General features: G+C 45.0%; 22 protein-coding genes. 14 read left to right on the forward strand and 8 right to left on the reverse strand.

Annotated elements, in window-relative coordinates; all coding sequences use genetic code 11:
• Positions 1 to 76 precede the first annotated feature (76 nt).
• The 4 genes from R7044_RS06060 (at position 77) to R7044_RS06075 (ending at position 3,637) form a co-directional block, all read left to right on the forward strand.
• A complete protein-coding gene (locus R7044_RS06060; RefSeq protein WP_005389543.1) occupies positions 77 to 2,095 on the forward strand; it encodes a methyl-accepting chemotaxis protein in 2,019 nt (672 codons plus the stop codon).
• Between the two features lie 270 nt (positions 2,096 to 2,365).
• Positions 2,366 to 2,779, forward strand: a complete 414-nt coding sequence (locus tag R7044_RS06065; RefSeq protein WP_025766662.1) for an NUDIX hydrolase — start codon at positions 2,366 to 2,368, stop codon at positions 2,777 to 2,779.
• Positions 2,780 to 2,989: 210 nt separating this feature from the next.
• A complete protein-coding gene (locus tag R7044_RS06070) occupies positions 2,990 to 3,370 on the forward strand; it encodes a hypothetical protein (RefSeq protein ID WP_169628672.1) in 381 nt (126 codons plus the stop codon).
• 48 nt (positions 3,371 to 3,418) lie between these two features.
• A complete protein-coding gene (locus tag R7044_RS06075) occupies positions 3,419 to 3,637 on the forward strand; it encodes a hypothetical protein (protein WP_005389537.1) in 219 nt (72 codons plus the stop codon).
• Positions 3,638 to 3,740: 103 nt separating this feature from the next.
• On the opposite strand, the gene R7044_RS06080 is transcribed toward R7044_RS06075, so the two are convergent.
• Positions 3,741 to 4,556 carry a sterol desaturase family protein gene (locus R7044_RS06080; RefSeq protein ID WP_064376599.1) on the reverse strand — a complete coding sequence of 272 codons (816 nt, stop codon included), beginning with the start codon at positions 4,554 to 4,556 and terminating at the stop codon, positions 3,741 to 3,743.
• A gap of 140 nt (positions 4,557 to 4,696) precedes the next feature.
• Between R7044_RS06080 and R7044_RS06085 the strand changes: the two genes are divergently transcribed.
• Complete coding sequence (locus R7044_RS06085) at positions 4,697 to 5,446, forward strand: tRNA-uridine aminocarboxypropyltransferase (RefSeq protein WP_005389532.1); 750 nt, start codon at positions 4,697 to 4,699, stop codon at positions 5,444 to 5,446.
• A gap of 175 nt (positions 5,447 to 5,621) precedes the next feature.
• Entirely contained in the window at positions 5,622 to 6,530 is a 909-nt protein-coding gene (gene nagK / locus R7044_RS06090; RefSeq protein ID WP_005377586.1) for an N-acetylglucosamine kinase, read from the forward strand.
• Between the two features lie 185 nt (positions 6,531 to 6,715).
• Here the strand turns inward: nagK and R7044_RS06095 are convergent, their stop codons facing one another.
• From R7044_RS06095 to R7044_RS06120, 6 genes are all read right to left on the reverse strand, one after another.
• On the reverse strand, positions 6,716 to 6,982 hold the full coding sequence (locus R7044_RS06095) for a DUF2960 domain-containing protein (RefSeq protein ID WP_005377584.1): 267 nt from the start codon (positions 6,980 to 6,982) through the stop codon (positions 6,716 to 6,718).
• A 74-nt stretch (positions 6,983 to 7,056) separates the two neighbouring features.
• Positions 7,057 to 8,835, reverse strand: a complete 1,779-nt coding sequence (locus R7044_RS06100; protein WP_005389529.1) for a bifunctional molybdopterin-guanine dinucleotide biosynthesis adaptor protein MobB/molybdopterin molybdotransferase MoeA — start codon at positions 8,833 to 8,835, stop codon at positions 7,057 to 7,059.
• Positions 8,832 to 9,419, reverse strand: a complete 588-nt coding sequence (gene mobA, locus R7044_RS06105; RefSeq protein WP_005389527.1) for a molybdenum cofactor guanylyltransferase MobA — start codon at positions 9,417 to 9,419, stop codon at positions 8,832 to 8,834. Before mobA ends, R7044_RS06100 begins: the two co-directional genes overlap by 4 nt.
• Positions 9,397 to 10,116 carry an energy-coupling factor ABC transporter ATP-binding protein gene (locus tag R7044_RS06110; RefSeq protein ID WP_017820675.1) on the reverse strand — a complete coding sequence of 240 codons (720 nt, stop codon included), beginning with the start codon at positions 10,114 to 10,116 and terminating at the stop codon, positions 9,397 to 9,399. The genes mobA and R7044_RS06110 overlap by 23 nt, the downstream gene beginning before the upstream one ends.
• 50 nt (positions 10,117 to 10,166) lie before the next feature.
• Positions 10,167 to 10,865, reverse strand: coding sequence for an ABC transporter permease (locus R7044_RS06115; protein ID WP_005389524.1), 699 nt, complete (start codon positions 10,863 to 10,865; stop codon positions 10,167 to 10,169).
• A gap of 6 nt (positions 10,866 to 10,871) precedes the next feature.
• Entirely contained in the window at positions 10,872 to 11,690 is an 819-nt protein-coding gene (locus R7044_RS06120) for a substrate-binding domain-containing protein (RefSeq protein ID WP_005389522.1), read from the reverse strand.
• Between the two features lie 333 nt (positions 11,691 to 12,023).
• Between R7044_RS06120 and R7044_RS06125 the strand changes: the two genes are divergently transcribed.
• The 3 genes from R7044_RS06125 (at position 12,024) to R7044_RS06135 (ending at position 17,313) form a co-directional block, all read left to right on the forward strand.
• Positions 12,024 to 13,475, forward strand: coding sequence for a sigma-54-dependent transcriptional regulator (locus tag R7044_RS06125; RefSeq protein WP_064353911.1), 1,452 nt, complete (start codon positions 12,024 to 12,026; stop codon positions 13,473 to 13,475).
• The gene (locus R7044_RS06130) at positions 13,465 to 15,504 is read left to right on the forward strand and encodes a cache domain-containing protein (RefSeq protein ID WP_225455416.1); all 2,040 of its coding nucleotides are present in this window, start codon (positions 13,465 to 13,467) and stop codon (positions 15,502 to 15,504) included. Before R7044_RS06125 ends, R7044_RS06130 begins: the two co-directional genes overlap by 11 nt.
• Positions 15,505 to 15,720: 216 nt before the next feature.
• Complete coding sequence (locus R7044_RS06135) at positions 15,721 to 17,313, forward strand: ABC-F family ATPase (protein ID WP_025766654.1); 1,593 nt, start codon at positions 15,721 to 15,723, stop codon at positions 17,311 to 17,313.
• A gap of 240 nt (positions 17,314 to 17,553) precedes the next feature.
• On the opposite strand, the gene R7044_RS06140 is transcribed toward R7044_RS06135, so the two are convergent.
• Complete coding sequence (locus tag R7044_RS06140; RefSeq protein WP_017820681.1) at positions 17,554 to 18,378, reverse strand: formate dehydrogenase accessory sulfurtransferase FdhD; 825 nt, start codon at positions 18,376 to 18,378, stop codon at positions 17,554 to 17,556.
• Between the two features lie 323 nt (positions 18,379 to 18,701).
• Here R7044_RS06140 and R7044_RS06145 point away from each other — a divergent pair, with 323 nt between their 5' ends.
• The 5 genes from R7044_RS06145 (at position 18,702) to R7044_RS06165 (ending at position 22,665) form a co-directional block, all read left to right on the forward strand.
• Complete coding sequence (locus tag R7044_RS06145; RefSeq protein WP_225455417.1) at positions 18,702 to 19,166, forward strand: DUF3305 domain-containing protein; 465 nt, start codon at positions 18,702 to 18,704, stop codon at positions 19,164 to 19,166.
• A complete protein-coding gene (locus R7044_RS06150; RefSeq protein ID WP_225455418.1) occupies positions 19,156 to 19,785 on the forward strand; it encodes a DUF3306 domain-containing protein in 630 nt (209 codons plus the stop codon). Before R7044_RS06145 ends, R7044_RS06150 begins: the two co-directional genes overlap by 11 nt.
• A 308-nt stretch (positions 19,786 to 20,093) precedes the next feature.
• Positions 20,094 to 21,755, forward strand: a complete 1,662-nt coding sequence (locus R7044_RS06155; RefSeq protein WP_213964309.1) for a 4Fe-4S dicluster domain-containing protein — start codon at positions 20,094 to 20,096, stop codon at positions 21,753 to 21,755.
• Positions 21,756 to 21,764: 9 nt separating this feature from the next.
• Positions 21,765 to 22,391, forward strand: coding sequence for a molecular chaperone (locus tag R7044_RS06160; protein WP_017820684.1), 627 nt, complete (start codon positions 21,765 to 21,767; stop codon positions 22,389 to 22,391).
• A 73-nt stretch (positions 22,392 to 22,464) separates the two neighbouring features.
• A complete protein-coding gene (locus tag R7044_RS06165; RefSeq protein WP_005377542.1) occupies positions 22,465 to 22,665 on the forward strand; it encodes a twin-arginine translocation signal domain-containing protein in 201 nt (66 codons plus the stop codon).
• Positions 22,666 to 22,674: the final 9 nt, after the last annotated feature.

The following is a 22,674-nucleotide window of genomic DNA, read 5'->3' on the forward strand; positions in this document are numbered from 1 at the left end:
ATCACGGTTTTGTCTCACAAATGTGACGGAATCACTGCAGAACCGATTCAACCTTAAGAAAGAATAAAAATTGATTATGGCAAAGCGAAAACGCTCACGCACATCACTTTCACTGATTCAGGCTGTCAGTGCAACATTTTTAACTATCATTGCTCTTGTTATAGCCCTTTCTGTCTCAAGTTTCAAAGGAATGGAACAGGTAGGGGAACAATTTGAAGACTTGTCGCAAAAAGCGTTACCAATCGCGATGGCAAACGCAAAGTTAACCAGGAATGTATTGGAGATGGTTAAGCTACTCAACCATGGTATGCAGATTACTGAGCCGAAAGAGTTGCCTCTCATAAAAGAGCAAATCGACTCTCTTGCAACTCAAAGCACGACTTTGGTTGTGGAAGCGTCTGGTGTAGCTCAGCAACTCTCGGAGGAGTTAGACACCAAACTAGCGCGTTTACATAACATCACGCAGTCCATTTTGTTGAAGCAATCTTCGGTGATACAAATTCAAATGGATATTGATGCCGCTGTTGGTGGTTTTCGCTATGGGCTTAGCTCTATCGGTCCGGAAATGAATCGAATCAGTTCATTCCTTAGTGCTGATAATCCTGAGTCGAGCGATGCCGCTAACCGTTTCATTGCTTCTGCAAGCTCAATGGAAAGTACGTTCTTAGTCATGATGATGCACTCAGAATTAAACAAAGCCGAAAAAGAATACCGAGAAATGCGAAATCGCATAGCAGGTATTAAACTCGCCTATGAAGACTTCCAATCTTTTCATCCTGAAGTAAGTGAATATGCAAGCTTAACCGCACCATATGAGATGGTGAAACAAGGCTTTAGTGAAAAGGGCGTGCTGCGTTTGATCCTCGCCAAACTAGAACAAGGGGAATTGCAACGTTCAGAGTTTAAACAGGCTTCGATGCTTGCGGATGAAACCATGCGGTTACTTGATCAAATCTCCCAAACCGCTGGTCAGTTGATCGATGAAAAAGAGCGGGTGGTCAACGAGACCATTGAATCGGTGAGCGTTGTGCTCGTGTTTGCGGCGTGTGTGATTTCTTTTATTATTCTGGTTACTTGGTTTAGTCTCAAGTCATGGACAAACCGAGGGTTAAGGAATGTACTAACGCGTCTTTCAGCACTTACCGAACATGATTTTCGTGACAAGGCAGAAGAAGTCGGCCCCTATGAGCTGAAAGAAGTAGCACGAAAGTTGAATCAAGTAATCGATTCCACACATGACTCCATTCAAACGGTGACGCGCAATTGTGAAACGCTTTATCAGACGGCAGAAGTAAGTCACAGTGCAGCCGAACAAACAAGTGATGGGTTGGCAACACAAAATGAAGCGTTGTCGAGTATGATCACGACCATAACGCAGCTTGAAGCCTCTATTCGTGAAATAGCAATGGTGACAAATGCATCTTCACAGGACTCGCTCCTTGCAACCCAACACACTGAAAAAGGGGTTCAAGTCGTGGAACAAAACCGCGAACGTTTGGAGTCATTAGAAAGCTCTTTGGATGTAAATGAACAGTCAATGTTAGAGCTAGACCAGCGTGTTAAACAGATTCGTGAAATGGTGGATATGATCAGTGGGATCGCGGACAACACCAACTTACTTGCTCTCAACGCGGCAATAGAGGCTGCCCGTGCTGGTGAGCAAGGGCGTGGATTTGCGGTTGTCGCTGATGAAGTTCGCAAACTTGCAAGTGATACCTCTCAACAAACGACGAACATCCGAGAAATGATGAGCGAGCTTATTACTGCCGCAGAGCGTTCGCGCCAAGCAGTTAATGATTCAAGAGAAGAAATGACCCACGCGCTACAGTCCAGCAATGAAGTGAAATCGACATTTTCTGATATCAACCTCGCGGTTAAGCACATTCAAGAACGTGTTGAACAAATCTCAGTTGCTACAGAAGAACAAGAACGAGCGACGGCAGATGTATCTCAATCCATCACGCATATTTCTGATCTTGGCGAACGCACAAAGCTGCAGCTTGAGTCTATGGTTGAGAGTTCTGAGCAAGTGGCGGAAATTGCCGGGCACCAGCAAGCAATGCTGCACAAGTATGAGCTTCATCAGACCAAGTAAATGAGATGTTTCCACCGACTAAAAGCAGAACCTCGGTTCTGCTTTTTTGTTACGGCTACCCATTCAATGGCTCCTATTTGCATCGCAAAAGTGAGTTACATCTCATCTCGTTCATTTCTAAAGGGTTTAGTTATCACAACGTGATGTTAATGCTTTGTTCGAGGGACTCGTTGACTAGAATGTCGCCAGAATTCAAAGGAATGAATCATGCAGCTTCATGCGATTTTTTTATATCCAGAGAAAGCTAAAGCCATAAGAAGGAGTGGTTTTGTGATCGATAAAGTTTGCCCCGTCGTTCTACGTAATCAAAATCAAGAGATCCTACTTTTTAAACATCCGTTGGCGGGTGTTCAGCTCGTCAAGGGCACTGTTGAAGTGTTTGATGAAAGTTACATCATAGCGGCCAAGCGGGAGCTCGCTGAGGAGTCTGGTATCACACATGTTCGTTCCGCACGATATTTATGCTCATGGGACAGTGGCTTTCAAAATCAAGCATGGCATTTTGTTTTGTGTGAGTGTGCTGATCTCGCTAATTCATGGCTGTTTCATACGCAAGACGATGGTGGACATGATTTCGCGTTCTTCTGGCACGATGTCGAGAGCGGCCTTCCCGCGAATGCACATACTGTGTTTCAGCGCGGGCTGGAAAAGGTACGAGAGTTGCTAAACCAAGGCGTGATTTAAAGGAGGATTCTGTCGTTGCATTGGCGGATTTGGGACAATGACAAAGCAAACACTATGCTTCTACTAGAAGCAAATAAAGAAGGTAGAGTCGCCGTTACTGTTCTCATCGTGTTGATAATGGCACTGTCGATCTCAAAAATGGCGATGAGATTACAAATGTTTAAGTGACTTCTATATGCTTTGCTCATTCATTCAGATAAGGAAACGGTAATGGATAAATTCGTCTTGTTTCTCTTATGCCTTTTTATGACAGTTGGCGGAGTGGTTCATCTTTATGACAACATTGTTGGTGGCTTTTTACCTTACGATTTTGCGCCACGCTGGTTGAATATGTATTGGAGCGCTTTGGGACTATTGGACTTATTAGCAGCGTATCTATTGGTCAAGCATCGCCGCTCTGGCCTAGTTGTTATGTTATTGATTCTTATAACCAATGTTATCTTTAGTTCCCACGCTCACTATACATTAGAAATATTAGATAACAACGTCGCCCTACAAATGAAGACACTGTTTTTAGGGTTCTCATTTGGGGTATCTATCTGGTTATGGAATGCGCGAAAACATAGTCAATCGCGCCAAATATTTCGTTAATTATTATTTTCACAACACTCGATTAAGGATTGTAAACAGGGACTCGTTATGAACGATTTTAAAGACTTGGCCAGTTTTGCTGGTTTCAGCGTACTGACAGGTTTGAGCTTTGCCACCACTTTCTTCAGCCTTGCTTTTCTATACAGCTCAATAGAAGCACAGCAAGTAATGAACACCAATGCTTTGGCATGTGCAGTGCTTGGTGTTGTTGGTTTATTTGTTGGTATTACTCAGCTAAACAAAAAGCGTCAGCTAGCAGAAAACTAATCTGTTCTTACACATCATGAGGATGAAGTAGTGTTTAACTGGGGTTTAGGCTTGGTCTATTCGTTTTGTTGACATACTTCATCCAACAATATTTTTTCACCCATTACTTCTTCTCTTTATTGTAGCGAAAGGGCTGCGTTAACAGCTTATCTAATCTTTGCTCTTCTTCGTCTCTAATTTCCGGCACACCAATAACAACATCATCATGACCCAACTTAGGCTGAGCTCGGTATGTCCCAAAAAAGCGGTCCCAAACTGAAAGGAAAAAACCAAAGTTTGAGTGGGTCTCTTTTACTATCACTGAATGGTGCACGCGATGCATGTCTGGTGTAACGATGACGTTTCGCAGTTTTTGGTCTTTAGATAAAGCCAGTTTTGCATTACTGTGATTAAACATCGCGCTCGCATTAAGCACAATTTCAAATACCACAATTCCGATAGGTGAAACACCTAAGATAAACACGGCTGCAATTTTTACTCCCATTGAAATGATTATTTCGAAGGGATGAAAGCGTGCACCTGTAGTTACGTCTATGTCGAGATCGGCGTGATGCATTCGGTGAATCTTCCACAGCGGTTTTACATGATGAAAGACAATATGCTGAGCGTAAATGACGAAATCAAGCAAAATGACGGTTAGAAAAATATTTAACCAAGCGGGGAGGGACAGAACATTGAGCAGCCCCCATTGTTGTTCCTGAGCTATGACCGCAGCTTGAAAGGCAGCGATAGGCATGATTAAAGCAATAACTAGGCTGTTAAAAGCGACCAATGACAAGTTATTGACCCAGCGAAACCTGCGCGAAGCGGTCAGTGTTTTTCTAGGCAATTTGTTTTCCCAAATGGCACAAAGCAATAATACGCCAAGGAAAAAGCCTAATCTGAGCCATGAGGGTTCTTGAAATGTCGTTTCTGTCACTGTCATTCCCTTATTTATTTCTTTATCTATGACCGAGATAAGAGTGAAATTATTTCAACACACTGCTGATGGGCTTATCTTGAGGCGAAGCCATAATATCAGTAGAATCGCGCTCTACTTTTTACTTGGCATTACTTACCATGAGAATTCACGCTTTCCACCGTTTATATCAGTACCGACAATCTATCTCAACCAAGCCTTTCAATGCGCGTGGATGTAAAGTGGTTCGTTGCCAATATTGCCAGGTTTCTGAGCAACACTGTTTGTGCGACCTTCAGCCAAACATCAAGGCCAATATTGCATGTATGTTGATTGTTTCTGAAAACGAAGTGTTTAAGCCAAGTAATACCGGTCGTCTAATCGCTGATACGATTCAAGAGACTTACGTGTATCAATGGAACCGAACAGAACCGTCTGAAGAGATGCTCGCGCTACTACAGGATGACAGTTATCAACCGGTGATTGTATTTCCTGCAGACTATGTGGATGATCCCTCTCGTTTAATTGAAGATCTAGAGCCAGGGCGATTGGTAAAAGAAGATGTCGAGAACAAAAAATGGTTGCTGATCTTTATTGATGGTAGCTGGCGTGAGGCACGAAAGATATTCCGTCGTTCTGATTTTCTTAAATCTTTGCCTGTGCTTTCCATTGAGCCGGAATCTCTGTCTGAATACATCATGCGCCGCTCCGAGAATGATCAGCATCTTTCAACCGCCGAAGTCGCGACATTAGTTTTAAAACAAGCTGGTGAGCCTAAAGCTGCGGAATGCCTTCAATTGTGGTTTGAAGCCTTCAGAGAAACTTACATGCTGAGCAAGACTCGAGTCAAAAGCGACCCTAACCAGCCACACTTGAAACGTTTCAAAGAGTGGATGAAAACCGAGAGCTGACTCTAAGGAATGAGCTTTTGTTGATGGTATGTTGTTCAACTGGCTTCGGTGAGGGGATAAATCTGCATTCGGTCACGGTTTGCAGGCGTACAGATATGGATAATGCCATCAGTTTATACTTTTGACTCTAGCCATTTTTGAGAGTCGTTTGAAGCATTTTTTAGGAGAGAAATACATGTATTACGGCTTTGATGTCGGTGGCACTAAAATTGAATTTGGTGCATTTAACGAGAAGCTTGAGCGTGTAGCGACGGAACGTGTACCTACACCAACAGACAACTACGAGCTGCTGGTTGATACCATTGCGGAATTGGTGAATAAATACGATACAGAGTTTGGCTGTGAAGGTACGATTGGTCTTGGCCTACCAGGTATGGAAGACGCCGATGATGCAACGGTACTAACAGTTAACGTTCCTGCGGCAAAAGGCAAACCACTTCGTGCTGATCTAGAAGCTAAAATCGGTCGCAGCGTAAAAATTGAAAACGATGCAAACTGTTTCGCGCTTTCTGAAGCCTGGGACGAAGATCTTCAAGATGAACCATCTGTACTAGGTTTGATCCTTGGTACTGGTTTTGGTGGCGGCTTTATCTACGAAGGCAAAGTATTCTCTGGCCGCAACCACGTAGCGGGTGAGGTGGGTCACACACGTCTTCCTATCGACGCATGGTTCCACCTAGGCGAAAACGCACCATTACTGGGTTGTGGTTGTGGCAACAAAGGCTGTTTAGATAGTTACCTATCTGGTCGTGGTTTCGAGCTTCTTTACGCGCATTACTACGGCGAAGAGAAGAAAGCGATCGACATTATTAAAGCGCACGCAGAGGGTGAGGAGAAAGCAGTAGAGCACGTCGAGCGCTTTATGGAGCTGCTAGCGATCTGCTTTGCAAACCTGTTTACTGCAACAGACCCACACACCGTTGTACTTGGTGGCGGCTTATCTAACTTCGAATTGATTTACGAAGAGATGCCAAAACGCATCCCTAAACACTTATTGTCTGTGGCTAAGTGTCCTAAGATCATCAAAGCAAAACACGGTGATTCAGGTGGTGTACGCGGCGCTGCGTTCTTAAACATCAAGTAATGACTTAAACCTTACTCGATATAAAGTAAGAAGAAATTTAAAGCCCCGTTTAGACTTTCAAGGTTAAACGGGGCTTTTACTTATATACCTAAGTAATTTCGGTATGCTCGGGTATAGATCATGAACAAAAGTAGCATGCATAAAAAACTCACGACGAATCGTGAGTTTTCTGTTTGCAGCTAAGCTTATTTGTTCTTTTTGCCTACGCCCAGGTTTTCTTTTTGAGCTAGGGTGATTTTGCTAAAGCCTAATTTTCTGAAGTAGTTGTCGCGGTAGTTTCGCACCGCTTTAGTGTCAGACACTGCTTCGATTTGTTGCTCCATCTTTAGGAACTCAGTGATATCGATACCTTCGGCTTCTGCAACTGCTTCTTGAATGTTGCGGTGCTGCTGGTATGAGAACGTCAGTTCTTTGTCTTGGTCTTTGTAAGTGTAAAGAATGGTGCGAGCCATAGCTGTCTCTCTGAAAAGGTTTCTGTATTAAACAAAAAGGCCAGACTCGCTGACCTTTGAATTTCTAGTTTGAGCTAGATTCTGCCTTGAAGTGGGATAATTGTCACGCTTTCTCCCGCTTTTACTGTATCAATAGCTGGGGAGATTTCGATCAAACAGTTCGCCTCACTCATTGAACGCAGAATACCAGAACCTTGCTTGCCTGTTGTACGAACGGTTAAACGGCCAGTTTCATCCAGCTCATAGACGCCACGGCTAAACTCGGTACGACCTTGGCGAGAGCGAAGATTCTCAGTCGCGATGGCATTCACTTTCAGAGGGTTCCAGCCTTGTTCGCCTTGCATCTTACGCAGTGCAGGCTCAACAAAGTTGATGAATGAAACCATCACTGCCACAGGGTTGCCCGGCAGACCAAAGAACGGCTTGTTGTTGATTTGACCAAACGCTAATGGACGTCCCGGACGCATGTTGATTCGCCAAAAATCTATTTGACCAAGTTTATCCAAGGCAAGTTTGATGTAATCCGCATCACCAACAGATACGCCACCAGAAGTCATAACCACGTCCGCTTGCGCCGATGCGTTTTCCAACGCTTCAATCATTAACTGTTCGTTGTCTTCCAGAATACCGAAATCCAAGATCTCGCAGCCGAGCTTTTCAAGCATGCCCATGATGGTAAAACGGTTGGAATCGTAGATAGAATTCGCTTTTTGCTCTGTTCCCGGCGCTTGTACTTCGTCACCGGTGGAGAACACGGCAACTTTCAATTTTCGGAATACATTCGCTTCACCAAAGCCAAGCGAAGCGATCATGCCCATTTCTGGAGAGGCGAGGCGAGTGCCTGCGGTAAAGACGTCACTGCCGATAGCGAGATCTTCACCTGCTTGACGAACGTTTTGGCCTGCTTTGATATTCGCACCGTTAAAAGTGACCTTGTCACCTTCTTGAATGGCTTGCTCACGCATGACCACTGTATCGCCGTTACGTGGTGTTGGTGCGCCAGTCATGATCTTCACCGCTTGACCAACGTCCAGAGGTTGATCGTAAGCATGGCCCGCCATCACTTCAGCAACCACTTGGTAGCTATCACGGTCAACATCATCACTGCGGATGGCATAACCGTCCATCGCGGAGTTGGTGTATTGCGGCACATTTACTAGTGAAACGATATGTTCCGCAAGAACGCGGCTATAGGCGTTTTCAATCTTGCATGCTTCTATTTCCGAAACCGTGTTCACCAAAGAAAGGATTTTCTCTTGGCCTTGAACCACAGAAAGGAAAGCAGGAGAAAGGGTATCGCAACATGCGGCTTCTTTCTCTTTATTTTTTGGTGCTTTCGCTTCTTGAACATACTGAATAACGAACTGAGCAATCGCTTCAAGATCATTGATGTTCATTTGTGGCAGTTCAGAGTCCAACTCGCCGCCGTCTGAAGCGATAGCGATGATGTTTTCATCGTTTGGATAAAGCCAAGGCTTGCCGACTTCTTCACGGTGCAATTCGATTTTAGGAAACGCGATGTTTTTGCAGCCTTCGACCAAAACCACATCAAGCATGTCTTCATCAAAACGTGTTAATAGGTATTCAAACTCCGCTTCGGCTTCTGGCGTTTCTGTCATTAACGCAAAACGGTTGCGAGAAGCAATCAGCATTTGAGATGCGCCAGCTTTGCGTAAACGGTAGCTGTCTTTACCCGGCTTATCGACATCGAAGTTGTGGTGCGCATGTTTTAGCATGCCAATGCGTAAACCTGCTTCGGTCAGCTTTGGCAATAGGGCTTCAAGTAGCGTGGTTTTGCCTGTGCCTGAATAAGCTGCAAAACCAAGAATAGGAATGTTTAGCGTGTGTTTCATGATTCTAATTGTCCAAATTGCGCCAGTTCTTCCGGAGTGTTCAAGTTGACGAAACAGTTTGGTGAGTCGCTAAAGTCAACGTAACTGGTGTTGCACTCTTTGTAGAGCAGAATGATTTTGCGGTCGCCACGTTCTAAAAACGCGGTGAGTTTTGGCAGTACGCGCTTGTGGTAGAGCGTAAAAACAGGTTGCTGATGGTCACCATCATGCGCGACCAAAATATCGCTGTCTTCTTTGACGGCCTGGCAGAAACGCTCGACAAGGTCGGTGTTAATTTGTGGACTATCGCAAGGTACAAATCCGACCCAGTCGGTTTCAGAATGCATCAAACCCGCGTGAATACCGCCCATAGGCCCAGGGAAATCTTTGAATTGATCACTAAATACGAAACCAAATTTGCTGTACGCATCTTGGTTTCGGTTGGCATTAATTAAAATGCGTGGAGTTTGTGGAGATAAACGTTCAATAACGTGTTCGATGAGTGGCTTCTGATTTAACTCAATCAGACCTTTATCTTTTCCACCCATACGGCTGGCTTGGCCACCAGCCAAAATGACCCAACTAGTTTGTGTTGGTTGAAGCATATGCATTCTCTTGGGATGTTTCTTTTGGTATGACATACAACAGAGGAGACTCTATCAAAGTCTTGTCTTTAATCCACCACTGTTTTTTACATAAGTCGGTCAGTGCGTTGGCCTGATGGCTTGTCACCACGATACTGGAACCACGATCCAAAAGATCTTTCGCCATCACTACCAATCGTTCAATGGATTCTTGGTCTAAAGACGCACTTGGCTCATCCATCAATAAAATCGACGGTTTTAAAATCCAAGCCCTTGCCATGGCAACGCGCTGTTTTTCACCGCCGGACAACACGGAAATATGTTCGTCCGCTAAGGTTTCTAAACCTACCATGCGCAGCGCGTGAATAACTTGAGCTCGCTTATCTTTTTGCGTGTCTTGTTGATATTTCACTCCATAGACTACGTTTTCATATACAGTGCCGTCAAAAAGGTAAGGGGATTGATGGAGATAAATCACATCGACACGACCATTGCGACACGTCAGTCTTTTCAGCCACGTATCTTTTGGCGCAACAACATCGCCAGTAGAGGGTTTGAGCAAGCCAGCAAGGATTTTGAGTAGGGTAGTTTTGCCCACACCATTGTCACCCTTGAGATAAATGGCATCATTTGGGCCGATGGCTAACTCAGGGATGTGGAAAAGCACACGCTCTTTAAAGCGCATGGATAACTGTTCGGCGGTGATTTTTATAGTCATAATTCGCCTCGACATGGGGTTAATGGTGAGTCGTTTGTTTGCTTCATGTTCTATGTTCTGAGGTAGCCTTTGCCTCTCATGCTTGATAAGAAGAAGTTTAGAGCCAACGCTAAAGATAGTAATACAATTCCTAATGCAACTCCTTGCGCAAAAGCACCTTTACTGCTTTCCATTGCGATAGCCGTGGGAATATTTCGCGTCACGCCCATAATGTTCCCACCAACCATCATTGAGCAGCCCACCTCGGTCACGATACGTGAAAACCCTGCAATGATAGCCGCAAGTAGAGGAAAGCGGGTTTCCCAAATCATCGTAGCTGCCAAGCGCGGAATGGAGACGCCCAGCGTGATGGCAGTTTCCACTGCACGACGGTCGCTAGATTGTAATGCACCATGCATCATCGATACCAAAACAGGGAAGCAGATCACCATTTGGCCGAAGATCATTGCCTTCTGAGTGAACAGCATTTGCCAGTCTCCCCAAGGGCCAGCACGCGACAGCAACATGTACAGCAACAGGCCAATCACCACGGTAGGGACCGCTTGCAGCGTATTTACGATCGACAACAAAAACCATTTACCGCGAAAGTCGGTATACGCCAGTACAAAGGACATCAAAATAGCCGGCAATACCACTAGGGATATTGCCGTGATAGAAACACTAAAGGAGACCGCAACGATCTCCCATAGGTCTGCATCAAAATTTACCAGTAAGCGAAGCGCTTCCAGTGTTGTATCAGCAAGATTCATATTGCGTTATTTGCTCTCAGCATTCGCAACAAACAGTTGTTTACCGTTTAGGCGGAAACCATTGATAAGTTCCTGTCCGCGAGGGTTCACCAACCAATCACTGAAAGCTTTCGCGCCTTGGTAGTTGATTGTTGGGTAACGCTCAGGGTTAACAAGAATAACTTGGTACGGGTTAAACAGTTTTTCATCGCCTTGGAACAGAATTTCTAGATCCAATTTGTTTTGGTAAGCCAGCCATGTGCCGCGATCCGTCATGGTGTAGCCTTGCATTTCAGACGCCATGTTTAGAGTTGGGCCCATACCTTGACCTACGCTACGGTAGCCACCAAAGTTCGGTTCGATTTTAGTTTGAGCCCAGAAGCCCATTTCTTTTTTGTGCGTACCAGAATCATCGCCGCGAGAGATGAACGTTGCGTTTTTGTTTGCGATCTCTTTGAATACATCTAACACGCCTTCGTCATTTTTGATTGTTGCTGGGTCAGCTTTCGGGCCTACAATCACAAAGTCGTTGTACATTAGCTTGCGAGGTAAAACGCCGTAGCCTTTCTCAACAAATGCGCCTTCAGCTTTTGGTGCATGTGTCATCACCAAATCTACGTCACCGTTTTCGCCCATTTTTAAGGCTTTACCCGTACCTGCAGCAATAACATCGACTTTGTAGCCCGTGTCTTTTTCAAATTGTGGAAGCAGGTAATCAAGTAAACCTGAATGGTAAGTACTGGTTGTGGTTGCAAGGCGAACATGTTCTCCGTCTTGAGCAGAAAACGCAGAGTAACTTACAAGCGTGATAGACGTTGCAGCCAGAGTTAGCGCAATTTTTTTCATTTTTATGTGTTCCTTTCCAATGATTCTTTGGAATCTCCCAGGTTTTAGGGAGAAGCCTTTTTGGACGAGAGCGATTAGCGTAATACGCAAGTTGTCTTAGGGTGTTGGAATAAGCAAACATCAACATCCTGAGATCACTTAAATGCGCTCCGTATCCAACTTATAGCAAACAAGATGCCAACCTTTTACAAGCTTAAAGTGCTTGGTTTATGCACTAAATCATGGGGTTATTTGCATAAAAGTTTGCGTTGGTACAAAATGTCGCACTTTTTGTAGGGTATCTCTGTTTAAACTTGGTACACTCTGTCCCATCGAAATCCATCTGGGGTAAATATGTCTACTCAATCCCATCTTAGTACAAACCAACAATATAGCGCCTTTTCCGTACTGGTCGTCGATGATGAATTAGGCATGCAAGCCATCTTGAAAAAGGCATTGGGTAAGCTTTTTTCACATGTCGATACAGCTGGTAGCATCGAAGAAGCAGAACAACTGCGTAATTCTCGACATTATGATCTGATCTTACTGGATATTAATCTGCCAGGGCGTTCTGGAATTGAGTGGGAAGAAGCGTTTGAAGATGATGACAAACGTGCCGATGTGATTTTTATGACGGGTTATGCGGATTTAGAAATTGCCATTCGAGCGCTACAGCTCGGTGCTTCCGACTTTATCCTCAAACCATTCAACCTTGAGCAGATGTTAAAAGCGGTCAGTCGCTGTATGGATCGCCGTTTGAACGAACGCATGCAGTACGCCATGACACGCGATTACCAACGTCACAATACCTCAGAGATCATCGGCGGCTCAGAAAAAACGCGTCTGCTTAAGCAACTTATTAACCAATTTGCACCATCACGCGCTTCTGTTTTGGTTGAAGGTGAGTCGGGTACGGGTAAAGAGCTAGTTGCACGAGGTATTCACCAGGCGAGTGGGAGAACGGGCCCGTTTGTGCCAATCAACTGCGGTGCGATTGCACCAGAGCTTTTAGAAAGTGAGTTGTTTGGTCATACATCGGGCGCGTTTACCGGTGCAAAAAAATCGCGTGAAGGTTTGTTCCGTGTTGCGAACGGTGGCACCTTATTTCTTGACGAAATCGGGGAGATGCCACTTGCAATGCAGGCATCATTATTGCGTGTGTTAGAGCAGCGTACGATTCGCCCTGTCGGTTCAGAAAGAGAGATCAGTATTGATGTCCGTATTGTTGCCGCCACCAACCGTAATCTGCAAGAAGAGGTCAATCAAGGTAATTTCCGCAGTGACCTCTATTACCGTTTAAACGTTCTGAAAATTGAAGTGTGTCCGCTGCGAGAGCGCAAAACCGACTTATTTGAGTTGGTGCCATTTTTCAGCAACATGCTGACGCGCGAGCTCGGTATGCCTGCGCCCAAATGGGCTCACGAGGATATGGAAGCCATGAGTGAGTACGATTGGCCGGGAAACATTCGTGAGCTCAAAAACTTGATTGAGCGTTGTATCTTGCTTGGCAAACCACCTGCACACTATTGGCGAGAGCTGAATGGCGGGCATTCACTGCCTAATGTATCGATTACTGTTTCTCACTCTGCTGAGTTACCAACCTTTAGAGAAGGCAAAGAATTTACTGGCGAAGGCTATCCAAACAGCTGGACGTTAAAAGAAGTCGAGAAAGCACATATTAAACAAGTCGTTAACTTGCATGAAGGCAATAAGTCTGCTGCTGCTCGTGACTTGGGCGTAGCTCGCAAGACCTTAGAACGTAAGTACAAAGAATGGGATTCTGAGGGTGAGGAATATGCCGACTAACGGCCCACAGCACAAAGGATTGTCAAAATGGACGCACCGTTTTAAAACCATGGTGCGTTATCGCTTGTTATTCTTAACCTCTGCGCCGATTTTCCTCACATTGTTAGCTCTGATCGGCATTACCATTTATTGGTCTATTCATTACACGTGGCAAAATGCGCTGCTTGATGTCTCGGAACGTCTTGGTGTTGCAAATAACAGTGTAACGTTGTTACAGCAAAAGCAAGCCAATTACGTGCGGGCGTTTGCCGATTCGTACGATTTCCGTATTCGCATTAATAAAGGAACGCCACAAGGTGACCTGCAAAAGTGGGTCACAGAGCAGAAGAAAAGATATGCTTTAGATTTTCTCTCTTTCCAACGCGTTAATTCCATGGAAAACAAATTCCGCTTTATGGATCTCACCAAGCGCGAATCGTTTTTTGATGTACTCAATAAAGAAGAACTCGAACGCCTCGATCCTGAACTCGCCAAACGAGCAGAAGTGCCTATTCTTGCTGATGGTGACAGGGAGGCGCGTGGGTTAGTCAGTCGAACCGTGATTCCGGTATACAGCCAAGCGAACGATTTGATCGGCTTTCTTGATGGTGGTTTGCTCCTTAACAACAGCACAGTGCTGGTGGATCAAATCCGCGATCTCATTTACTTAAGTGATAATGACCGCCTTCGCCCTGTGGGTACGTTGACGGTATTTCTCGATGATTTGCGTGTGAGCACCAACGTTCCTTTAGACAGCGATCATAGACTAGGGCGCGCTATAGGCACTCGCGTGAGCGCCGAAGTGTATAACCAAGTACTTTCTAAGGGTGAACAGTGGGTTGATCGCGCTTATGTGTATGACGCTTGGTATATTACGGCGTATCAACCAATCAAAGACCAATACGACAATGTTATTGGTATGCTTTATACCGGTTACCTCATGTGGCCATTCGTTAAAGCCTACATGACCAACATTGCCGAAATCAGCTTGATTACGGTTATGTTATTGCTGGTTTCTGGCGTGATGGTATATCGCGGTTCTTATGATCTGTTTCGACCGATCGAACGCATTCATAAAGTGGTGAAGCAGGTCCAACAAGGTAAAGAAAAACGGATTGGCCCGTTAGGATTAGATGCCGATCATGAACTTGCGCAGTTAGCCAGACAGTTTGATGATATGTTAGACGCGCTAGAAGAGCGCAAAATTGAACTGAAAAACTCCGCAGCTCAACTTGAATGCAAAGTTCAAGAGCGCACGGCAAGCCTGAGAGAAAAAACCCAAGATCTTGAGCTGCATATTCAATTGCTTAACCAAACTCGCGACAAACTCGTTGTTCATGAAAAACTGGCAGCACTGGGAGAACTCACCGCGGGGATTGCTCACGAAATTAATAACCCAACCGCCGTGATTCTAGGCAACGTAGAACTGATCCATTTTGAATTGGGTGACGATGCAAGTCGAGTACAAGAAGAAATTGATGCGATTCACGCGCAAATTGATCGTATCCGCAATATCACACGCAGTTTATTGCAATACAGTCGCCAAGGCGGTGTTCAAGATGAAATCACTTGGCAACATGTCAATCCTATCATTGATGAAAGCATCACCTTGGTTAAAACAGGCACCAAGAAACGCGACGTCGAGTTTGTGACTGATCTACAAGCGCATACGTCCGTTGAGATAAACCGTCACCACTTGCTACAAATCTTAGTTAATTTGCAAATGAACGCTATTCACGCAATGAGCGGTAAAGGAACATTAACAGTAGTCAGTGAAGACTGGATTGAAGAGGGCGAAGTGAAAGGAGCTGCGATTCATGTTATCGATGAGGGCTGCGGTATTAAACCAGAAAACTTGGGTCGAATCTTCTCGCCATTTTACACAACGAAACGAGAAGGCACAGGGTTAGGGCTATCGGTCTCCCAAAGTATTCTCAGCCAAACGGGTGGTGAGTTAAAAGCAGAGTCTGAATGGGGAAAAGGCAGTAAATTCAGTATTTATTTACCTAAAAAAGCCGAACTGATCCTAGAGGTGACGAACATCGCTTAGTCACTTTTTTGAAGTATTAATGGAAAAAGAGTCACTGACGATAGTGGCTCTTTTTTGTATTTAATGACGCATTTATGTTTACGCTTTTGCTTCTTAGAAACCTTACAATGATTTCACTTGGAGTGAATTAATAAAAACAACACTTGCAGTATGTAGCATGAACAAGTACCGTTGCCCGGTTTTTCTAAATACACCCCAATTGCTAAGGTAAAGGTTTTGATCTCCACAGCGAATATTACTCAACAATTCGGCGCTAAGCCGCTATTCGAAAACATTTCAGTTAAGTTCGGCGAAGGCAATCGCTACGGCTTAATTGGAGCTAACGGTTGTGGTAAATCAACCTTTATGAAGATCCTCAGCGGCGAGCTTGAGCAAACCAGCGGTAACGTAAGCTACGATCCAAACGAGCGCGTTGCAAAACTGAACCAGGACCAGTTCGCTTACGAAGAATTTACTGTAATCGATACCGTTATCATGGGTCATAAAGAGCTATGGGAAGTGAAGAAAGAGCGTGACCGCATCTACTCACTTGCTGAAATGAGCGAAGAAGACGGCATGAAAGTGGCTGACTTAGAAGTTCAGTTTGCTGAAATGGACGGCTACATGGCAGAAGCCAAAGCGGGCGAGCTTCTTCTTGCTGTAGGTATCCCAATGGAGCAACACTTCGGTCTAATGAGTGAAGTAGCACCAGGCTGGAAACTTCGTGTGCTTCTAGCGCAGGTTCTATTCGCAGACCCAGATGTGATGCTTCTTGACGAACCTACCAACAACTTGGACATGGACACAATTCGTTGGTTGGAAGATACGCTAAACGCGCGTAACTGCACAATGATCATCATTTCGCACGACCGTCACTTCCTAAACTCAGTATGTACACACATGGCTGACTTGGACTACGGTGAACTACGCGTTTACCCTGGTAACTACGACGAGTACATGACGGCGGCTTCTCAAGCTCGCGAACGTCTACTAAACGACAACGCTAAGAAGAAAGCACAAATCGCTGAGCTACAAACGTTCGTTGCGCGTTTCTCTGCAAACGCATCGAAAGCAAAACAAGCGACCTCTCGTGCGAAGCAAATCGACAAGATCAAATTGGACGAAGTGAAAGCGTCTAGTCGTCAAAACCCATTCATTCGTTTTGAACAGTCTAAAGAGCTGTTCCGTAACGCTCTGATCGTAGAAAACCTGAGCCAAGGTTTTGAAGAGGACTTGTTCTCAGACTTCAATGCAATTTTTGAAGTGGGAGAGCGCGTTGCGATCATCGGTGAAAATGGTGTGGGTAAAACAACACTTCTAAACACGCTTGCTGGTGTACTTGAACCGCGTGCTGGTGAGTTCAAATGGTCTGAAAATGCAAACATCGGTTACTACGCGCAAGACCACGCGCATGACTTTGCAGAAGATATGAATCTAACGGATTGGATGGGTCAATGGCGTCAAGAAGGTGATGACGAGCAAGTCGTTCGTGGTTTCCTTGGTCGTATGCTGTTTGGTCAAGATGACATTAAGAAGTCAGTAAAAGTACTGTCTGGTGGTGAGCAAGGTCGTATGCTGCTTGGTAAATTAATGATGCACAAGCCAAACATGCTGCTAATGGACGAACCAACCAACCACATGGACATGGAATCAATTGAATCTTTGAACACGGCGCTTGAGCAATACAAAGGCACGTTGTTCTTCGTCTCTCACGACCGTGTATTCGTAGACTCGCTAGCAACGCGTATTATCGAAATCCGCGATGGTAAAATCACAGACTTTAAAGGCACTTACTCTGAGTTCCTAAAATCTCGTGGCGTTGACGCGTAATTACTCGCAAAGCGTTTAAAAAGCAAAAGCCTCGCTATTTAGCGAGGCTTTTTTAATATTTGGCCTTAATCCTTAAACTGACCTGTTATATACGCATAGATTCCGACTACGCCAAAGGTAATAATCATAGAAAGCATGATACCGCTGGGCGTAAGCAGAAAATTCCACAATTGGTCATTATTCATAGTCCACATCCTCTGTGAATCCGCATTTTTGGTTTTAGTTTACACTGAAAAGGTGTTATTGGTTGCCTTTTACATCAAATTCAACCTTGTCGGCTCCTGTAAAGACTTGGAAGCGCAAACCTTTCGCACGCGCAATGGTCGTAATACCAAATTGCTTCGCTAGATCTAACCCCATTTGAGTAACGCCAGAGCGAGAAAGCAGAACAGGAATGCCCATTTGAGCCACTTTAATCACCATCTCTGATGTAAGGCGACCAGTTGTGTAGAAAATTTTATCTTCACCTGTTTCTTCTTTGAGCCACATCTCACCTGCAAGTGTGTCCACTGCGTTGTGACGGCCGACATCTTCCACAAATGATAACACCTCATTACCTTTGCAAACCGCACAGCCGTGTACTGCGCCCGCTTTTTTGTAGGTGTCGTTGTAATGGGTTAACGCTTCCAGCGCAGAATAAATTTCTGACTGCTTAAGAGGAACTTGAGGCACTTGATAATTTTCAAGCTGCTTCATCACGTTGCCATACATAGTGCCTTGGCCACAACCTGAGGTGACGGTTTTCTTTTTCAGGGCGCCTTCTAAGTGCTCAGTGTTTTCTTTAGTAATCACCGCTGCGGAATGCGTTTCCCAGTCAATAATAACGGATTCAATCGCGGCTGGATCGGACAGGAAGCTTTGGTTTTTTAAATAACCCAGTACTAGTGCTTCTGGACGCGAACCCAGCGTCATGAGCGTGACCACTTCTTTCCAGTTCAGCATGACCGTAAGAGGACGCTCGCAAGCGATTTGCTTCGTGAGCTTTTCGCCGTACTCGTCGTACACATCGACTTCAATGGTTTGCAGGGGATTTTCACTGGTTTTAATAATATTTGGTTTCAGCACAGTCGTGTCCTAGTGATTAAGAGCGTTAGGTTGCTACGCATTTTAGCTTGTTAAGTGGCTAGCAAATCTCATTCCAAAATAGCGGTTCGCACAGAAATTGCGAGGTTTTATGTCAACAATGCATTAAAACTGCGAGTTCGCAGTAATGACACATCAATACATTTGAGTTTCGTCTAGTTTGGTACTTATAGCCTGAGGGAGTATATAGACTAAGTTATATCAGCTTGGCGCGTTTATTGCTTCGAAGACAATAAAAATGGTCGAAAACGGGGGCAAAATGTCCTGTGTGTTTTCAGACCAAAAATAGAAAGACTGGGTGAGTTATGTCGGATAAGAAAGATTTCGAAAAAAATTACGAAAAGACTGAGGATACATGGCCAATCGGCGTAGAGCTTGTTGAGCATGAGATCAGTACAGGGATTTGGGTGACAACCCAATGGCAGTTGACAGGATTTGCGCTGAATCCGACGGAAGAGACTCCAGATGTTTGTCCGTTGCAATTACATAAAGATGAACGTACAGACTACCGCTTTAACTTAAGCTCTCTGCAACCTAAACTCTTTTTAGTGATGGATAACGTCGAGTCTGGTGAAAAACCAGCGATACATTTACTGACGGCTTCACAATCTGTTGCGGCGCAATATATGGATGGTGATAACCTTGTACTATCTAACGATATGCCGTTAGCCGTTCAGGCTTGGATGGAAGCCTTTATTGGTCGCCACGGTGAGTTGTTAGAAGTAAGACGTAAGAAACGCAAAGGAGCGGGCAGAGCAAATGGCAACTAGTTTTTTAAGCCGTTGGTCGAAACGTAAGTTAGAAGAATCTTCCCAACATGATGAAGAGATCACGCCGATAGCAGAGACGGCGCAATCCGAAGATAGTGTCACAGCGCTTTCAAACGCTGACGAAAGCTCAGATGCTTTGAACGTCAATGAGGATAGTCAGGCTCCAGACATTACCGCGAGTGTAGAGACTGAAAAAACCGAAGAAATGTCTGTGGCGCAACTGCTGGTTTCTGAAGCCTCAGAAAGCGTCAAGAAAGCTGCGCTGCGCAAAATGTTCTTGTCCGAAGAATTTAACGTGCGTGACGGCCTAGACGATTACGATGATGATTACAGTAACTTAAAGTCACTTTCTCAAGACGTCGCTGAGACGCTGCGTGATTGGGTTAAAGACAAAGTGGAAGACGAACCAGACGCTGAAACTGCGCAAGGGTCTGAGCTTAACGCTAACGATATCGCATCTGAGGTAGTTGAAGACGCAGAGTCAAACACCGACAAAAGTGGCCAAATTACTCAAGATGAAAATGAACTGTATATAAATACAGTTCCTGGCGAAGGTGATACTTTTGCTGAAGAATCACAGCCTAACGAGGTGAGACAAAATATACCACACAAAGAATAGGTACATTTTGACTAAACACTCAATGAGCCGGCTGAGACAAAATGTCTCAACCGGTTTTTTTATCCCTACCATTTGCCAGTAAAATTGATAACATATTGATTTTTAGTTGATATTTTATTGGCATGACACTTGCTATCTGTTGCTCAATACCAATCTGGTTGAAGTTAGTACGGACGCACTGCGTAGTATTCATCGCCTGTAGAAGGCGGAATAAGAATGCCCATTGATAAGTTAATCAGCAGAATCTCCGGCGCTAACTACACTAAGAGATGGAAAAGACTATCCATGTTCATAAATGGAATTGAGCAATGCTGAAACAATTATTAGAACAAGCAACTTCCAATAACGGTAAAGCGAGGCTGTACGCTTTCGAAAATACCGTAGAGTTGACCAATCTTATTCCACCAACCGTAAGCTATGAAAGCGGCGGTAATACTTTGATTGTGGGCCCAACAGCAATCATCGAAAGTGCGGCAGCGCAATTGTCGCAAATGAACAGCCTAACGCTGCTTTCTACCGATGGCGAAAAGGGCACAAATCCCGAGCTTTATTACGCCAATTCGGTTCAGGTTTCAGGGTTCTTAGGTACGTTTGAAGTTCTGATTGAAAATCATGGTTCGACCAACAATCTTGCCAAGGTCGCGATCAATAGCGATTGTTTCGATATCGTACTCGATCTTTGCCTTAACAGCTGCATGTCGGAAGAAGTCCCAGTACCGGGCTACTACCCAGTAGGTCGTGGCTATCCGAAACTGGCTGAAGCGTTGGAAGAGATTCCAACCTTAATGGGGACGTTCGATAAACCGAAATTCTTCCGTTTAGATACCGATTTATGTGCACACAGCTCTCGTGGCGTAAAAGGTTGCGAACGGTGTGTGGATGCTTGTCCGGCAGGGGCACTATCGAGTGAAGGCAGCGACAAAACGGGCCATCGCATCGAGATCAACCCATACCTATGTCAAGGCGTGGGAACTTGTGCTACAGCGTGTCCGACAGAAGCGATTCATTACGCACTGCCAAACCCTGAAGATACGCAAAAGTTTATTGAACGTACGCTCGCCAACTATGAGCAAGCGGGTGGTTTAGATCCTATCGTATTGATTTGCAGTTCTCGCCACGAGAGCTACAACGTGATGGCACTAAAAGCACTGCCAGATAATGTGATTCCAATTGTGGTGGAAGAACTGCCTTCGGTTGGTATTGATACTTGGTTCGCCGCGCTTGTGAATGGTGCTACTCAGGTGCTGTTTGCGGCTTCACGTTTTATGCCTCAAACCATTATTCGTGTGCTTAATAGCGAAGTAGGTATTGCTCAAGAGCTGCTCGGTCAGCTTGGTATCGCCAAAGAAACCATCGACATTCTGTATCTAGAGTCACTACGTGAAGGTGCTCCGACACTTTGTACCGAGTCTTTTGATTTGGCATTAGGTGATTTGCAAGGTAACAAACGTCAGCGTCTATTTACGGCGTTGGATGCGTTGTCCGCATCACGTATTCCAGTTGAGAACATTGTTGAACTTCCAGCGAACGCACCTTACGGCACAGTCTCTTGTGAAAGTAAAGATTGTACGTTGTGTATGAGCTGTGTGGCGGTGTGTCCAACACGTGCATTGCATACGGACGGTCGATCTCCGTCACTTAAATTCGTCGAGCAAGACTGCATTCAATGTGGGCTGTGCGAGAAAGCGTGTCCAGAGAAAGTGCTGACGCTTACTCCTCGTATGAACTGGGTGAAAGAAGAACGCCAGAAAGCGGTTGTGATTCATGAAGAAAAGGCAGCCGAGTGCATTCGTTGTCACAAGCCCTTTGCTCCGCAATCGATGATCGACATGCTACAAAACAAGTTACGCGGTCACTCTCATTTTTCTGATGAAGCGGCGATCAATCGTATCGCGATGTGTGAAGACTGCCGTGTGATCGACATGTTTGAGTCGATGGCAGAAGACCCAATGAAACAATTGAAATACTAGGAGCTCGCAGTGGACACACAACAAGAACAAACACTGAGAACAGACATTTATCTCGTTCTATCTGCACTTTTTCGTAGTGCGCCTAGTGATGAAATGCTGGCGTTCCTGAAATCGCTAGAAATTGAGCCGTCTGAGAGCGCGATGCAAAAAGCTTGGCTCGCACTGCAACAAGCCGCGAACGAAGCGCAGCGAGAAGCGTTAGAAGAAGAATATCAAGATCTGTTTATTGGCATTGGACGTGGTGAAGTTGTGCCATTCGGATCTTGGCATCGCACTGGCTCGATGATGGAAAAACCGTTAGCGGAAATTCGTCGCGATTTGGATCTTTTAGGCATCGAACGAGAAGAGAACGTGAAAGAGCCTGAAGACCATATTTCTGCACTGTGCGAAGTGATGGCAATGCTGACAGGTGAAGAGGAAGAACTTCAACAAGCGGTGTTTAACAAACACATCGCCCCTTGGTTCCAATCTTTTACGCGCCAACTAGAGAGCGCAGAAAGCGTGAACTTCTACAAGCCAGCTGCACAGCTTTGCGATGCGTTTTTAACGTTAGAGCAAGTGCGCTTTAGCGTGAACACCAAAAGCAGTAAGAACAAATTAAAAATTGATGTGAAAAACGTCACTGATTACGAGTAATCGAGCAGTACTTGGTCATATCGATAGAGAGGCATGAGTCTCCAAAGATCTACCGTAAGGTAAGGAAGCAATGATGAAAGATAATAAAGAAATAAACACAAGCCGTAGGGATCTCCTAAAAGGCTTCACAACCGCTGCCGTTGCCGGTGCTGTTGTTGCGGGAACCACGAAAGTGGCCGTTGCTTCAGAAACGGTTGAGCCTTCTGAAAACGACGTGAAGAAGAAAGGGTATCGTGAAACTCAACACATTCGCGATTACTACGACACACTTTAGGAGATAACG

It is taken from the genome of Vibrio sp. 1402 (genome assembly GCF_033340275.1).